Source organism: Sphingobium sp. TomTYG75, assembly GCF_054771635.1.
The window spans coordinates 818,951-833,775 of the sequence record NZ_BSRE01000002.1 but is presented as its reverse complement, the minus strand read 5'-3'; the positions used below and the strand labels follow the sequence as shown (position 1 = coordinate 833,775).

Genomic DNA, 14,825 nt, shown 5'->3' with positions numbered 1-14,825 from the left:
TGATCGATTTTGGGGTGGTGGCAAAACGCAGGAAGAGTCATGAAATCTGAAGCACCCGCCTAAAGCGGCATCAGAGAGGAATATATGAAGGGCAGATTGGGATCGACCGGCGGTCGGCCGACCAGAACATATGTGGCCCTGCCCCTGATCGCGGCGTCCCTCATCGGCGCCGACGCGCCCACCGGCGGTGAAACCGGCGTCCACACCTTCGTACTCAGCAATGTCTATCTTGCCCAGGGTGGGGAGAAAGACAGCTGTCCCGTGCCCGATAGCGGGGACCTCGATCGATTCTATGCCATGCTGCCACCTGCCGAGCAGGCCAAATATGCCGGCAAGGAGAAACGGCAGGAACTTGAGCAGCGGATGAACGAATATTTCAAATTCCGCAGAATATTTCTTCGCGGCGACCGCTCATCTTCCGTGCATTTCCCGCCGGGCTACGATCCAAAGGCAGAGCCAACGCAGGAGCTGGCGGCGGCGATCGGCGCCCTGAACGGTTTACCCAAAGGCGCCGGGCGGCTCGCCTTCCAGAAGCGGGAAGTGGTTTACAGCGCCTGCTCCAACCCCGCCGATTTCCCGGCCTTGGCGAAAAACTTCAAAACCTATGAGGGCAAGGTTGCCGCCGGTATCAACCTGGACGGCAAGGCAGGAAAGTTGGATTTCGAAGGTCCAGATGGCACGAACGGCGTCGATAACCGGCTTTGGCGCGCCGTCGGCTGCGTTTCCACCTTCCGCGAAAACGGCAAGGAAGTAGTTGCGGGCAAAACCATGATCTCGGCCCGCGCGCCCACTGTAATCGAGCTTCGCGGGGTCGACAGCCTTCAGGATGACCCTGAAGTGAGCGTCACCATTCTTGCTGTCAGTGAACCGCTGACCCGCGACGGCCGTGGCGGCCCGCTCGCACGCGCCACCTTTACGCCCGACCCTGATCCCCGGCTTCGCGCCACGGTATCAGGTCGCATTACAGGCGGCATCTTGACGACGGACCCGGTCGATCTGACTATGAACTACAAAGAACAGATAGTGGATGCACCCCGCCATATCCGGGGCGCTCGGTTGCGTGCCAAGTTTAGCCCTGATGGCTCGATAGAAGGCAGCATCTTTGGCTATTACACGCTGGACAGCTTCTATGACTCGATTGAACAGATGACACAGAATGGTGCCAATCTGACGCGAGTATCCTGCCCCGGTGTTCGCAAGGCGATCGATCGCCTGGCCGACGGCTATCGTGATCCGCGCACTGGTCGCTTCACTGCCATATCCTCCGCCTATGATTTCGTGGGCGTCAAAGCCTTCCTTGCTCCGCCCAGCCAAGTCGCACAAAGCGAGGTGCGTCCATGAAGGTCCGCGCCCTTCCCTCGCTCGCCCTAGCTGGCGCCTGCCTCACCCTTGGGCTCAGCATCGCCCTCAATGGAGCGCGCGCCGACGAAACGCACGCGGACACACCTCCCAGCCAGATCCGGCGATTGACGGAAAGCCAGTATCGCAGCGTCATCGCCGATATTTTCGGCCCCGACATCAAGATTGTCGGCCGGTTTGAGCCAGATCTGCGCATCGACGGACTTCAGGCGGTCGGCACGAGCGCAGTCTCCGTCACGGCAGCGGGCCTTGAACAATATGAGACGTTAGCCCGCAGCATCGCGACGCAGGTGACGGACGAGCAGCACCGCGAAAAACTGATCGGTTGCGCGCCTACTCCAGCGGACAAGGATGGCTCCGCGTGTGCCCGCCAGTTTATTCAACGTGTCGGCTCGCAGCTCTATCGACGGCCCTTGAGCGAAGGCGAAGTTGCGGCTCTTACAAGGTCAGCGACAGAGGCGACCGCTACGCTCGGGAATTTCCACGCAGGTCTGGCGGCAACGCTCGGCGGAATGCTGACCAGCCCCGAATTTCTGTTCCGCATAGATCGCCCCGCTCCCTCCCGCCGGAGCGTCGATGCATGGTCGAAGGCAAGCCGCCTTTCCTTCCTGTTGTGGAACAGCGCGCCCGATCAGACATTGCTCGACGAAGCACGCAGCGGCGCGCTCGATACCCAAGCAGGACTCGCCAAGGCCGTCGATCGGCTGATCGCCTCGCCACGGTTCCAGGAGGGTGTTCGCGCCTTCTTCACCGATTATCTGCGCTTGGACGGAATGGACGATCTGGCGAAGGACACCCTTATCTATCCCGCCTATTCGCAGGCCGTCGGCACTTCGCTGCGAGATCAGACGCTGCGCACCATCAACTGGTTGCTGGTGGATCGAAAGGGCGACTATCGTGACCTTTTCACGACGCGGTCCATCGCAATGAACCGCACGCTCGGCCCGATCTACGACGTGCCGGTGACAAAGCCTGACTGGTATATTTATGAATTTCCGCAAGGTGATCCGCGAACCGGATTGCTCACGCATGCCAGCCTGTTGTCACAGCATTCGCATCCGGGTCGCACCTCACCGACACTTCGCGGGGTAGCGCTGCGCGAGATATTCCTTTGCGAGAAAATCCCCGCCCCGCCCGCCAACGTGAATTTCGCGGTGGTGCAGAATGTCGACAACCCGACGCTCAAGACGACCCGCGCCCGGCTTCAGGCGCACCTTGATGACGAGGAATGCGCCAGCTGCCACCGCCGCACCGATCCTATAGGCTTGGGGCTGGAACAGTTCGACGGCGTCGGCCAGTTCCGAAAGGTCGAACATGACGAGGTGATCGACGTCACCGGCGATTTCGAAAAGCAGGCCTACAACGGCGCCGCTGCTCTTGGGCAACTGTTCCACGACAGCCCGCGCGTCAGCAGTTGCCTCGTCCAGTCGGCATGGCGTTACGCCAATGGACGCAATCCGGCGGAAGCAGACGGAGCCGGGATAGCGCGGCTCAGTCAGGGCTTCTCGGCGAGCGGCTATCGCTTCCCATCCCTGATGCGCGCCATCGCGCTGGACCCCGCATTTTACGCCATGCCGCGCCTGGCTCCTGAAAGTCGCGTGGCAACGGTTCGCAGATCGAAGGAGACTGGCTGATGTTGATGAATGGAACGACACGGCGCGGTTTCCTGCTGCGCGGGATATTGGGCGGCGGTGCAGTTACGTTGGGGCTGCCCCTGCTGGACGCGTTTCTGGACAATAACGGCACCGCCTTTGCCGCGACGCTGGGGGGCGGGCGCCTGCCTGTGCGCTTCGGCACATGGTTCTGGGGATGCGGGATGATCCCTGATCGCTGGCAGCCAAAGTCCATGGGGGCCGATTACGACCTGCCCCCGCAACTTGCGCCCATTGCCGCCGTGAAGCAGCATGTAAGCGTCCTGACCGGGTTCGACGTGATGCTGGATGGCAAAGGCAATCTGCCTCATCTGTCGGGCAACACCGCCGTCCGCACGGGCGCGCCCGCAGACGATTGGCTCGCCATTCGGGCACCTACGCTTGACGTCCTGATCGGCGACGCGATCGGCGGCGGCTCCTTCTTCCGTTCGCTCGATCTCTCGGCGGACGGCAATGCCCGCACCAGCTATTCATTCCGCGACGGACGCAGCATGAATGCCGCCACGCCCAGCCCGGTCGAATTCTACCGCAAGATTTTCGGCCCGGATTTCAACGATCCCAACAAGGCCGATTTCAAGCCCGATCCGCGCATCATGGTGCGCCGGAGCGTATTGTCCGGGGTTACCGAACAACGCCGCGCGCTGGAAACCAGCCTGGGTGCAACCGACAAGGCCCGTCTGGACCAATATTTCACCTCTGTTCGCGAGATGGAAGGAAAGCTCGCGCTACAGTTGCAGAAACCCCCGCCGGCCGAAGCCTGCGTCGTACCCGCCGAAGCACCGGCCATGTCAGGCGACATCACCGATGTCCAGCAGCGGAAGATCAATCACAAGCTGATGGCGCAGATGCTGGCCATGGCACTGGCCTGCAACCAGACCCGCGTGTTCAACATGAATTTCTCGACAGCGGCATCCGATCTGCGTCAGGCGGGTCAGACGACGGGGTATCACCAGAACACGCACGAAGAAATGATCGACCGGGCCATCGGGTATCAACCGACCGTGGATTTCTTCGCCACCCGCAGCATGGAAGCCTGGGCGGATTTCGTGTCGGCGCTCGCAGCGATCAAGGAAGGCGACGGCACCCTGCTCGACAACACATTGGTATTTGCGCATTCGGACGTATCCTATGCCAAGAACCATGATGTTCTGGGCATTCCGGCGATGCTGGCCGGGCGCGCAGGCGGAAAGGTCAAATCCGGCATCCACGTCCATGGCAATGGAGAGTCGATCAGCCGTGTCGGCTTGACACTTCAGCAGGTTATGGGAATTTCGGTCGACTCATGGGGCATGGATGCCATGAATACGAAGCGGCCCATCGGCGAAATATTGGCGTGACGATCACAGAAAGAATGAGGCAGAATATGAAGCTTCCCTACTCCCTGGCTTTGGCAACCCTCGGCTTGGCCGCGAGCTACGCCGCCTATGCCGCCACACCGGCGGTCACCAACGCGATCAAGGCACGCCAGGCCAGCTACAAGGAGATTGGCGGAGCTTTCAAAAGCATCAATGATGAACTGAAGTCCGGATCGCCCGATATGAACAGCGTCCGCCCGCTGGCGCGTGATATCGCCACTCGCGCCGCCTTGTTACCCAAATATTTCCCGAAGGGCAGCGGTTCGGAATCGGGCATCAAGACGCGCGCGAAGCCTGAAATCTGGAAGGATAACGCGGCCTTCGTGAAGCTTCAGGGCGACATGATCACCGCTTCGAAGGCCCTCGATGCGGCAGCCGCCAGCGGCAATGTCGCTGGCCTTGGCGCGGCGCGAACCACTTTGGGCGGCACCTGCAAAAGCTGCCACGATCGCTTCCGCGCGGAGCTTTGATGGTGGATGCGGAAATGAGCGGCGCGCCGGTGCGCCTGCGTATCTGGGATCTGCCGATCCGTCTGTTTCACTGGACGCTGGTGCCGCTGCTGGGTTTCGCCTGGTGGACGGCTGAAGAACGCATGCTCGATTGGCATCGGCTAGCCGGTTACAGCATTTTCGCACTGCTGCTCTTCCGCCTGATCTGGGGTTTCGCGGGGAGCAGCACGGCCCGTTTCTCCAACTTCGTTGGCGGCCCATCGACCCTGCTTCGCTATGTCCGCGGCCATATGTTCAACCGGGCCGCCACCCCAGCAGCTGGCCATAATCCGGTTGGCGGCTGGAGTGTGATCGCCATGATCACCATCCTCGCGGTGCAGGTGGGGCTCGGCTTCTTTTCCGTGGATATCGACGGAATGGAGTCCGGTCCCTTTTCCTATCTGGTCGATTTCGAAACCGGCCGGGTCGCGGCGGAATGGCACGCCTTCATCTTCAACGCCATTCTTGCCCTCACGGCTCTTCATGTCGTCGCCGTTCTTTTCTACCTTGTCCATCGGCGCGACAATCTTGTCGGACCAATGATCAGCGGAACGCGGAAATGGTCAGGAGATCGGCCAACGCTGCGGTTCGCATCGGCCTGGTCCGCGCTTATTCTCTTCTTGCTGATTGCGGGCGGAACGTGGTTGCTGATCGCCCAGTTCGGCCGGGCGTGACACGCAACCTACGCTAATGCGCTATAAGAAAGGCCCTCTTCGCAGTCAGCGCAGAGGGCCTTCCTCCCATTTCACACAGTTCGTCTGAATATCCATCTCAAGCCTTGAGATGCTTCGCCAAATGCTTGTTCATTTCGAACATGCTGGCCTTCTTGCCTCCGAATATTTTTTCCAGCTTGTCATCGGCCAGTATCTCTCGCTTGTCCTTTGGATTTTGGAGGTCATTCGCCTTTATGTAGGCCCAGATCTTCTTGACCACTTCGCTTCGCGGAATCTTGCTATCGCCAATAATGTCGGCCAGCTCAGGAGAGGGCGTAACCGGCGCGGTGATCCCTCCTCGCGCGCCATCGGTGACCTTGCCTGTCTTTTTCACCTTGGCGACAGCCGCTTTGGTTTCCTTTTCGCCACGCTGCTCACGAGTCTGCGCCATGAACTTCTCCCTTGCTGATCGCTCGCGGGTTGATGATCATGCCAAGTCATGAGGGACGAAAAAGTTGCCTGTCATATGACAATCAAGGCTCCTTTCTCGCGGCATCGGCCACATAAGCATCCCACTCGCCAGGCGGTTTTGGTCGACCGCCCGTGCCGCCCTGCGCCCTTTGCTTCAGTCCAGCAGCAGGTGCATGCGACCCGTCGCGATGGGCTTGTCCCGATCCGCCTGCCAGCAAACGGCATCGGCGTTCACCACCCTTCGCCCCACACGGATGAGCCGGGCCTGCGCATAGCTGTCCACCATCAGCCCACCGCGCAGGAAGTCGAAAGACATGTTGATCGGTTTGGGCCAAGGCTCCCTCCGATCCTGCGCGACGGCCTCAAGACATGCGAGTTCCAGCAGGCTGGCAATGACGCCGCCATATAGAAACCCCGACCGCCCTTCGAGCGACGGAGCAGCGGGCATCATGAGGACGGCCGTTTCGCCATCCAGCGCAACGCTCCGGATGCCCAGCATCTGCGCATAGGGGGTGCGAACGATCATGACTCGTCCGTGAAGAAGAAGCTGGCGGTTGCCGTGGCGATCGGCGCCTTTGGGTCACCATCATGAACGTCACAACGGGTGAAAGCGACCTTGCGCGTTAAATGATGGCAATGGGCGCGCGCATAAAGGCTGTGCCCTGCCCTTGCTGGCCGCAGATAATCGATATGCAGGTCAAGCGTAGCCATCCCCCGCCACTGGCGCGTGCGCGCGATGATGGCGGAACCTGCTGCCGCATCGACTAGCGAAATGATGGGGCCGGACGATACCAGGCCAGCGTCCGCATCCATGAGAAACCCGGGAGCGAAAGGGCAAGCCAGTTCCGCCCAGTCCGGTCCATGATCGACATTATAGATGCCCAGCAATGCATGATGTCCCCGCGGCGGCAGGTTCTTCAATCGCTCGAAGGCATCTTCCTCCTCCACCGTTCAGGCGTTCCCGCGCGGTTCACGCGGCAGGCCCAGCCCCCGCTCCGCGATCAGGTTGCGCTGAATCTGGTTGGTGCCACCGTAAATGGTGTCGGCCCGAGAGAAGAGGAACAGGTTAGGCAGCGTATCCCATTCATATTCGGCATGATCGCTGATTTCGCCGACTTGGCCCAGCACGTCCATGGCGAGTTCCCCAAGGTCGCGGCGCCAGCTGGCCCACTGAATCTTGTAGGTCAGCGCCGCGCCATCGATCTTGGAATGATCAGTTTGCGACAACATGCGCAACGCGCCATACCGCATCAGGCGCAGGCCCACTTCCGCTTTGGCGACGCGCTGACGGATCAAGGGATCATTCGCTGCTCCATTGGCCTTGGCCGCCGCGATGATCTCGTCAAGTTCATTGCGGAACCCCATTTGCTGACCCAGCGTCGACACGCCCCGCTCAAAGGCCAGCAGGCCCATCGCGATCCGCCACCCATCGCCCACCGCGCCGATCAGGCTGTCGGCCGGACACCGCGCGTCAGTGAAGAAGGTTTCGTTGAACTCCGCATCACCATTGATCTGGCGGATACCGCGTATCTCGATACCCGGCTGATCGATGGGCATCATCAGGAAGGTGAGGCCCTTCGGCCCCTGCGATCCTTCCTCCGTGCGCGTCACGACGAAGATCCAATCGGAAATATGGGCAAGGCTCGTCCAGATCTTCTGGCCGTTCACCACCCATTCGCCGTCTTCAAGCCGCGCCTTCGTCCGCACGCTGGCAAGGTCCGAACCGGCATTGGGCTCGGAAAAGCCCTGGCAGAAAATGGTCTTGCCGCCCGCAATGCCGGGCAGAAAGCGCTGCTTCTGCTCCTCGGTGCCGAATGTCAGGATTGTGGGACCAGCAAGCTCGATGCCGATATGGTTGACGCGCCCCGGAACACCCGCCCGGGCATATTCCTCGGCAAAGATCACCTGCTGCGCCAATGTCGCGTTGCGCCCGCCCCATTGCGAGGGCCAACCGATGCAGGACCAGCGATGCGCGGCAAGCTGTTGCTCCCACTCCTTCCGCCGTTCCGGTCTGCCGGTCAGCTTGGTGATGCCCTTGATGTCGCGAAATTCGCCCGCCATCTGGCCATTCAGCCAGTCGGCGCACTCCTTCCGGAACAGTTCTTCTTCTGGGGAAAATCCGAGTTTCATGCCGCTTCTCCCAGAATCATCATGGCGATCTTCTCACGATGCCAGACGTTGTTGCCAAGCATCGTCTGAAGCGCACGGGCGCGCTTGAAAAACAGATGCGCGTCATGCTCCCAGGTGAAACCGATACCGCCGTGCAGCTGGATCATATCACCGGCGCAGCGGAAATAGGTGTCGGTGGCAAAGGATTTGGCGGCATGAATGGCCATCTCCGCCTCCTCAGCGCCCTCATCCACGGCGCAGGCGGCCCAATATACCGCCGACCGGGCCTGCTCGATCTCCACCATCATGTCCGCCAGCCTGTGCTTATAGGCTTGGAAAGACCCGATCGGCCGACCGAACTGGATACGCTCCTTGGAATAGTCAACAGTCCGGTCGAGGCACGCCTGCGCGCCGCCCAGCGCCTCCGCAGCCGCCGCGATGAACCCAGCGCGATGGACAGCGGCCAGCGCAGCTTCCGGATCGGCAAGCCGCTCGCCCGCCACATTGTCCAGCCGCACATGAGCCAAGGGCCGGGTCTGGTCCATGCTCGTTTGGCTCGTCACCCTCACGCCGGGCGCATCCGCGCGGACAATCCAGACCTGCCGTATGTTCGTCACCACAAACATGTCCGCACAGGCGCCGTGGGCGACGAAACGCGATCCGCCCGTCAGCCGGTCGCCATCCGACTGAATGTCCGCGCCATAGAAATAACCACCGATCGCCTCTCCAGAGATCAGGCGCGGTAGCCACTGGTCCTGCTGCTCCGAGTCACCGCCAGCTGCGATGGCCTGCGCAGCCTGCGCCAAGCTGCTCAGCATAGGCAATGCCGCCACCTGAGCGCCTGCCGCCTCAGCGATGATCGCCAGCTCCACCATGCCTAGGCCCGCACCGCCCGCGCTTTCCGGAAGTCCGATGCCGGAGAGCCCCAGTTCCTGACAGAAAGCCTGCCAAAGCGCCCGATCGATGCCGTCGCCCGCCATCGCCTTGCGCGTACGCTCGCTGGTGGCATTCTCCGCGAAGAAGCTGCGCGCCGTCTCCGCGATCATTTGTTGTTCGTCGGTAAATGCGAATTCCATCTCGGCCGCCTTTAAATATGCTGGCGGAGATCCTTGCCCCGACACCCAACGGTGCGAGACATCAGCCATCCAATGACGCGGCGGCTCTCTCCTGCCATTGACGATCGGCAGCCATATACTGCCAAACGCCGCTCACATCCTGCTATATGAGGTCATTTTCCTTTTCAAGCGCTCATATGCGGAATTTGAAAATATTTAAATTCCGAATTTAACTGTTCACTTGAACCTTACAAGCTGCTGACCGTCTGCGCGTCCGTGATCCGAACTACGCGGTTGCTGAACTTCACAGTCCTGACCGCCAGGGAGGTTTCGACGTGATTTACCCCCTCCATCGACAGAATCTGCCCCGACGCCATCTTGTGAAGGTTGTCAAGGTCATCATACAGGCACGTAGCCATGATGTTGCACGGCCCCAATGTGATCATCACGGCCTTGACCAGCGGTATATGCGCGATGTCACGCGCGATCTGGCGGACATGGCTGACATCCGCCTGCACCGCGACGAAAGCCACATTGGTCGCCTTCTCCAGCTTCAACCCCGTCAGGGCGGTGAAAGCGATCAGCTTTTCCTGCTGCAACCGCTTGATGCGGCCCCTGACCGTGCCCTCATTCACGCCCAGATCGGCCGCGATCTTGCGGTTGGACACGCGCGCGTCCTGCGCCAATATGTCGATCAGCTGGTGATCCAGCTCGTCGAGGTCCGGCCTCCTCATGCAAGCCTCCTGCGATCGATCGGAGCGGTATCCAGGCCATAGCGGACAATGTCGAGCCCAATCGCGGGTGTCATCGATCTTATTCCCCGCACCTTCGACAAACGATCCGTGATCAGTGAGGGAAGCTCATCAATGTCACGGAGCGTCAGGAGCAGGCTAATCTCATAATTACCCGTCACCAGATGCGCAGCGAAGACTTCAGGAAATACAGCCAGTTCTTCCGCAACGTCCAATGCCGACCGCCCACTCACCTGCACCGCCAGGTGGATCAGGACATGATAGCCATGCACCGCAAAGTCGGACACGGCTACAACGCGCAGCATGCCCGCATCCTCCATCCGCCGGATGCGCGTCGAAACGGTGGAAGCAATCAGGTTGAGGGATTCCGCGATCTGCTGATTGGTGGCCCGGCCATTTTGCCGCAGCTGTTCGACAATCTTCCGGTCCGTCTCGTCGAACGCAAACGTCTCGCTCATATACCCACTCAACCTCTTTCAACCGCTGCTCTTGCCAGCAAAGGGCCAGAAGGTCGAATCGAAAGCGCATCCTCCGGCCAGCAACATCGCGAGCGCCACCTTAGGGTTGGAAGCAGGGCGCATGCCTTCAGTCTCGCAAAAGCGATCCGCCATTCACATGCCAGAGCTGCCCGTTAACCCATTCCCCATCGTCGGACGCGAGGAACGCAACCGCGCCCGCAATATCATCGGGCTTGCCTAGGCGACGGTGAGGCAAATTCTCCAGCATATTGTCCACATAATCCTGCGTCAGATGCTGGGCCACCGCTTCGGTCAGGACGACCCCAGGGCAAATGCCATTGGCGCGGATGCCCTGCTTCCCGAACTTTCGGGCGACGTGCCGGACGAGCGCATGTAAAGCATTCTTCGTCATCGGATAGGCGACCTGCATCGGGTTTCCCGAAATCGCTGCGCCGGAGGAGGTGTAGATCATCGCGCCACCCTCACGCTCCAACAGCACTGGAAGCGCAGCCTGCGTCGCCAGGAAATGGCTCTTGGCATTGATCGCGAAGGACCGATCCAGCACCTCTTCCGAACAGTTCAGCACATCGATGTCGCCTTCGGTGCCGCCCGCCAGATTGCTGTGGTAGAAGTCGAGCCGCCCGAACTCGGACAAGGCGGCCTCAACGATCGCCGCCTGAGACGCCGCCTTCGTGCCGTCAAGCACCACGCCGATCGCCCGTCCGCCCTGCTCGCGAATGGAGCGCGCGGTCTCTTGCGCCCACTCGCCGACAATGTCGCCGATCACGACTGATGCGCCCTCAGCCACTAACCGCCGCGCCGTGGCCGCGCCGATACCGCGCCCGCCGCCTGCGACGATCCCCGCCTTGCCTTCCAATCCGCGCATCATATTCTCCAATATATTAAATCGCCGGACGCCTGTTCTTCCAGGGCGCAGCACTTTCCAGCTGCCCCGCAAGCCTGAACAGCAGCGCCTCGTCGCCATAGCGTCCCATAAACATCACCCCGATCGGCAGACCCGCCGATGACATGGCAAGTGGCACCGACATGGCAGGCTGGCCGGTCATGTTCGCAACCTGGGTAAAGGGCGAGAAGACCGCCGCGCGTTGTCCCCATGCGGCAAAATCCACATCAGGCGTCAGGTTGATCTGCCCCAGCTTCAGCGGGGGAGCGGCCAATGTCGGCGAAAGGATCACATCATAATTCGCCATGAACTGCGCCATGGTGATCGCCGCCGCCTGCAACGTATTGTTCGCGCGAGCGAAGTCCATGCCAGTCGTCTTCTGCCCGTAGCCGACAAAGCCCAGCGTAATCGGCTCCAGCACATCCGGCCCGATCGCGATGCCGGTCGCCTTCGCGCGATCCATCATGTCCGCAGCCACGGATGAGCCGATCAACACGAAACTCGCCGCCCCCATCGCCGCGATGTCCAGCTTGGGCGCCGCTTCCTCGACATGATGGCCCAAGCTCTCGCACAGCCGCGCTGCCTTGCGCGCCGCCTTCACGCATTCCGGGTCGACCGGCGATCCAGCAGGCGCATTCAGCATCAACGCTATCCGCAAACGCCCCGGCGCTTTCCCGACTTGCGACAGGAAAGTCTCGCCCGGCGTCGGCGCTGCATAGCGGCCGCCCGGCTCTGGACCCTGCGTCGCATCCAAAATAGCGGCGGAATCCCGAACGCTGCGGGTGACGGCATGATGCACCGACAGTCCGCCCCAGCCTTCGGTGCGCGGCGGCCCCATCGGCACGCGGCCCCGGCTGGGCTTCAGGCCAAAGAGCCCGCAACAGGACGCCGGGATACGGATCGAGCCCCCGCCGTCAGTCGCGTGCGCGGCGGGCAGGACCCCCGCAGCCACTGCCGCCGCAGCACCGCCCGACGATCCGCCCGTAATCCGGCTCGCGTCCCACGGGTTGCGCGTGTCCCCGGTCAGCTTATTCTCGGTCGTGCCGGTCAGGCCCAGTTCCGGCACCGTCGTCTTGCCGAAGATGACAAAGCCGGCCTTCTCGATGCGCCGCACCAGCTCAGAGGTTACCTCAGGCTTGTATCCCTTGTAGAAGCGGCTCCCATTCTCGGTCGGCAGGCCCGCAATATAGGTGTTCAGGTCCTTTAGCAGCCAGGGAACGCCGCTAAACGGCCCTTGCGGCAAACCCTTGGCGATCGCAGCGCGGCCATAGTCATAATGTTTCTGCGCCATGAAATTGAACCGCGGATTCAGCGCCTCCGCCTTCCCGATCGCCGCCTCCAGCAACTCGCCGGGCGACACCTGCTTCTTGGCGACAAGTTCAGCCAGACCCATGGCGTCGTGCGTGTCGAGCGGGTTCGCGGACGGTGTGCGGGCCTTTGTCGTCCCCGCGATGCCCAATAGAGCCGCTGCGCCGACGCTCGCCATGCCCTCGCGGCGTGTCATGTCCATTCCTCTCACTCCCACGCCGTCTTTAACCCAGTGTTCCTGCGAAGGCAGGAACACGTCACTTCGTTCAGCTACGCTGCGCTCTGATCCGCATAATAGCGCGCATAATATTTGCGGAACTGCGGGATCGGGCCATCACCATCGCAGATGATCGGGTTCGGCTCGAACTTCTGCCGGTCCCACACCACCTTGTCCTGATCGAACTGCTTGCAGATGTCGCGGATGATCGCCTTGGCAACGCCCGCCCGCTCGCCTTCCGCCTGCGCCTTGGGCTGAGTGAAGCAGAAGCGGACATGCACATGGTCCAGTTCGACCGGGGCCAAGCAGGCAACCAGCAGCGTCTCCGAAATACCCGTAAAGCGCGTCCAGCTTTGCCCCGGCCCCATCGTATCATAGCTGATGCAGCCATCGACCTCGCCCCACGGCGTGCCCATCTTGGCCTTCACGTCCGCACCCCGGCCCCAGTCGCCCCAGCGCAGTTCGCCTAGCGGCACGTTGGCCGTGCCATGGATGAAGCGGAAATGCGCAACGTCCACGCCATTTTCCGCCATATTCTGAAGGGAACCCCAGACATTCCACTCATGGACCTCATAATCGGTCCATTCAGGGTCGCTCGCCTCCGGCAGTACCGCCACGTCGAACAGCGGCGCTTCATCCTGCGGATGATACCAGGCCCAGATAAAGCGGTTTGCTTCGGTGATGTGCCAGTTGCGTGTGCACTTCCGCTTCACCTGCGGCGGGATATTGCGAGCGTAGGGCACGTCCTTCACCACCGCCTCGTCGCCGTCATAGCGCCAGGCATGGAAAGGGCACTCCAGCAGATTGCCATGCACCTTGCCGCCATGGCCCATATGCGCGCCCAGATGCTTGCAATAGGCGTCCAGCATGCGGACCTTGCCATCCTCGCCGCGCCAGATCGCCAGATCCTTGGAGAAATAGCGCAGCGGCTTCACTTCGCCGACCTGCAATTCCGAAGAGAGCAGGATCGGATACCAGCCAAAAGGAATGCCGATATTCAGGTTACGCTCTTCGATCGACGCGCGGTCCTTCACCTCGGCCAGCCGCCAATCAAGCAGATCCTGCCCTTTCAGCTTCTCAAGTATCTGCCATACGGCAACCGGCGGCGTGCGCGCATCGGATGCGGCTGCGGTTTCGGGGTTCGACATGGAAAGGCTCCGTCAGATTATTTGAGGTCAAAGACCTTGAGGGCGTTTTCGCGCAGGAATTTCGGCCACACTTCGTCCTTGAAGGGGACGTTCTGCATGTCGCTGAATATCCTCTCCAGGCTTAGACCCATGGGGAAATATCCGGCATAGATGATCTTGTCCGCGCCACGCGTGTTGGCGTAGTCGATGATCGCCTTGGGATAATGTTTGGGCGCAAAGGCGCTGGTCGAATAATAGAGGTTCGGCCATTTGAGCATCAGCTTGACCGCCAAAGCTTCCCACGGCTCCGCGCCATGACGCATGACGACCTTCAGATCCGGGAAGAACCAGCAGACCTCATCCAGATGCTCGACCTTTTGCGTCTCCATCGGAATACGCGGACCCGGAATACCGGCATTGAGCAGCACAGGCAGACCCAGTTCGGCGGCAACCGTGTAGAGCGGGAACATATATTTGTGATTGATCGCCACCTGCGGCAGCGTGCCCGCCGGGAACACGCTGATCGCCGACAGCCCGACTTCGGCATGGATGCGCTTGATCCGCTTTACTTCCTCCATGCCATTGTTCGGATCGCAGGGCAGGTCGAAGAAGAAGCGGTCGCCGTACATTTCCTTCGCACGGTAGGACGTCGCATTGTCATTCCATCCAACCAGCGCCTTGTCGATGCCATATTGGTCCATCTGCTCGACAGTCCAGGACACGAAGTCATCCACCTTGCCGGTCTGTGGAATGTCCTTGAACATATATTGCGCTGGCATCGCGAATTGCTGCAGCGTCTGCTGATCCTTGATCAGCGGCCGGAAGGGATCGAACCAGGCGGAACGATCTTCCGCGTCCGGAATACCCAGCATGCAATCGATTATCTTTATGTCCTTGGGCATGCCCATGGGAACTCT

At 61.0% G+C, this 14,825-nt stretch carries 16 protein-coding genes; 5 read left to right on the top strand and 11 right to left on the bottom strand.

Annotated features, from left to right (window positions below; translation table 11 throughout):
* Window positions 1-84 precede the first annotated feature (84 nt).
* The 5 genes from ACYU81_RS17470 to ACYU81_RS17450 are packed head-to-tail and all read left to right on the top strand — an operon-like array spanning window position 85 to window position 5,528.
* Complete coding sequence (locus ACYU81_RS17470; RefSeq protein ID WP_460988972.1) at window positions 85-1,341, top strand: hypothetical protein; 1,257 nt, start codon at window positions 85-87, stop codon at window positions 1,339-1,341.
* Window positions 1,338-2,993, top strand: a complete 1,656-nt coding sequence (locus ACYU81_RS17465; protein ID WP_460988971.1) for a DUF1592 domain-containing protein — start codon at window positions 1,338-1,340, stop codon at window positions 2,991-2,993. Before ACYU81_RS17470 ends, ACYU81_RS17465 begins: the two co-directional genes overlap by 4 nt.
* On the top strand, window positions 2,993-4,348 hold the full coding sequence (locus ACYU81_RS17460) for a DUF1552 domain-containing protein (RefSeq protein WP_460988970.1): 1,356 nt from the start codon (window positions 2,993-2,995) through the stop codon (window positions 4,346-4,348). The genes ACYU81_RS17465 and ACYU81_RS17460 overlap by 1 nt, the downstream gene beginning before the upstream one ends.
* Before the next feature lie 26 nt (window positions 4,349-4,374).
* Window positions 4,375-4,836, top strand: a complete 462-nt coding sequence (locus tag ACYU81_RS17455; RefSeq protein WP_460988969.1) for a c-type cytochrome — start codon at window positions 4,375-4,377, stop codon at window positions 4,834-4,836.
* Window positions 4,836-5,528, top strand: coding sequence for a cytochrome b/b6 domain-containing protein (locus ACYU81_RS17450; protein WP_460988968.1), 693 nt, complete (start codon window positions 4,836-4,838; stop codon window positions 5,526-5,528). The genes ACYU81_RS17455 and ACYU81_RS17450 overlap by 1 nt, the downstream gene beginning before the upstream one ends.
* A gap of 97 nt (window positions 5,529-5,625) precedes the next feature.
* Here ACYU81_RS17450 and ACYU81_RS17445 read toward each other — a convergent pair whose 3' ends face one another.
* From ACYU81_RS17445 to ACYU81_RS17395, 11 genes are all read right to left on the bottom strand, one after another.
* Complete coding sequence (locus ACYU81_RS17445) at window positions 5,626-5,958, bottom strand: SWIB/MDM2 domain-containing protein (RefSeq protein ID WP_449469031.1); 333 nt, start codon at window positions 5,956-5,958, stop codon at window positions 5,626-5,628.
* A 174-nt stretch (window positions 5,959-6,132) separates the two neighbouring features.
* Window positions 6,133-6,504: a PaaI family thioesterase gene (locus ACYU81_RS17440; protein ID WP_460988967.1), complete on the bottom strand. Its 372-nt coding sequence runs from the start codon at window positions 6,502-6,504 to the stop codon at window positions 6,133-6,135.
* Entirely contained in the window at window positions 6,501-6,926 is a 426-nt protein-coding gene (locus ACYU81_RS17435; protein ID WP_460988966.1) for a PaaI family thioesterase, read from the bottom strand. Before ACYU81_RS17435 ends, ACYU81_RS17440 begins: the two co-directional genes overlap by 4 nt.
* A 3-nt stretch (window positions 6,927-6,929) precedes the next feature.
* Window positions 6,930-8,108 (bottom strand): acyl-CoA dehydrogenase family protein, encoded by a 1,179-nt coding sequence (locus tag ACYU81_RS17430; protein WP_460988965.1) that lies wholly within the window; start codon window positions 8,106-8,108, stop codon window positions 6,930-6,932.
* Window positions 8,105-9,163 (bottom strand): acyl-CoA dehydrogenase family protein, encoded by a 1,059-nt coding sequence (locus tag ACYU81_RS17425; RefSeq protein ID WP_460988964.1) that lies wholly within the window; start codon window positions 9,161-9,163, stop codon window positions 8,105-8,107. Before ACYU81_RS17425 ends, ACYU81_RS17430 begins: the two co-directional genes overlap by 4 nt.
* A gap of 227 nt (window positions 9,164-9,390) precedes the next feature.
* Window positions 9,391-9,876 carry an Lrp/AsnC family transcriptional regulator gene (locus ACYU81_RS17420; protein WP_460988963.1) on the bottom strand — a complete coding sequence of 162 codons (486 nt, stop codon included), beginning with the start codon at window positions 9,874-9,876 and terminating at the stop codon, window positions 9,391-9,393.
* Window positions 9,873-10,352, bottom strand: coding sequence for an Lrp/AsnC family transcriptional regulator (locus ACYU81_RS17415; RefSeq protein ID WP_196227172.1), 480 nt, complete (start codon window positions 10,350-10,352; stop codon window positions 9,873-9,875). The genes ACYU81_RS17420 and ACYU81_RS17415 overlap by 4 nt, the downstream gene beginning before the upstream one ends.
* Window positions 10,353-10,479: 127 nt before the next feature.
* Entirely contained in the window at window positions 10,480-11,238 is a 759-nt protein-coding gene (locus tag ACYU81_RS17410) for an SDR family NAD(P)-dependent oxidoreductase (protein ID WP_460988962.1), read from the bottom strand.
* 16 nt (window positions 11,239-11,254) lie between these two features.
* The gene (locus ACYU81_RS17405) at window positions 11,255-12,760 is read right to left on the bottom strand and encodes an amidase (protein ID WP_460988961.1); all 1,506 of its coding nucleotides are present in this window, start codon (window positions 12,758-12,760) and stop codon (window positions 11,255-11,257) included.
* Between the two features lie 74 nt (window positions 12,761-12,834).
* On the bottom strand, window positions 12,835-13,929 hold the full coding sequence (locus ACYU81_RS17400; RefSeq protein ID WP_460988960.1) for a Rieske 2Fe-2S domain-containing protein: 1,095 nt from the start codon (window positions 13,927-13,929) through the stop codon (window positions 12,835-12,837).
* 17 nt (window positions 13,930-13,946) lie between these two features.
* Window positions 13,947-14,810 (bottom strand): amidohydrolase family protein, encoded by an 864-nt coding sequence (locus tag ACYU81_RS17395; RefSeq protein WP_460988959.1) that lies wholly within the window; start codon window positions 14,808-14,810, stop codon window positions 13,947-13,949.
* Window positions 14,811-14,825: the final 15 nt, after the last annotated feature.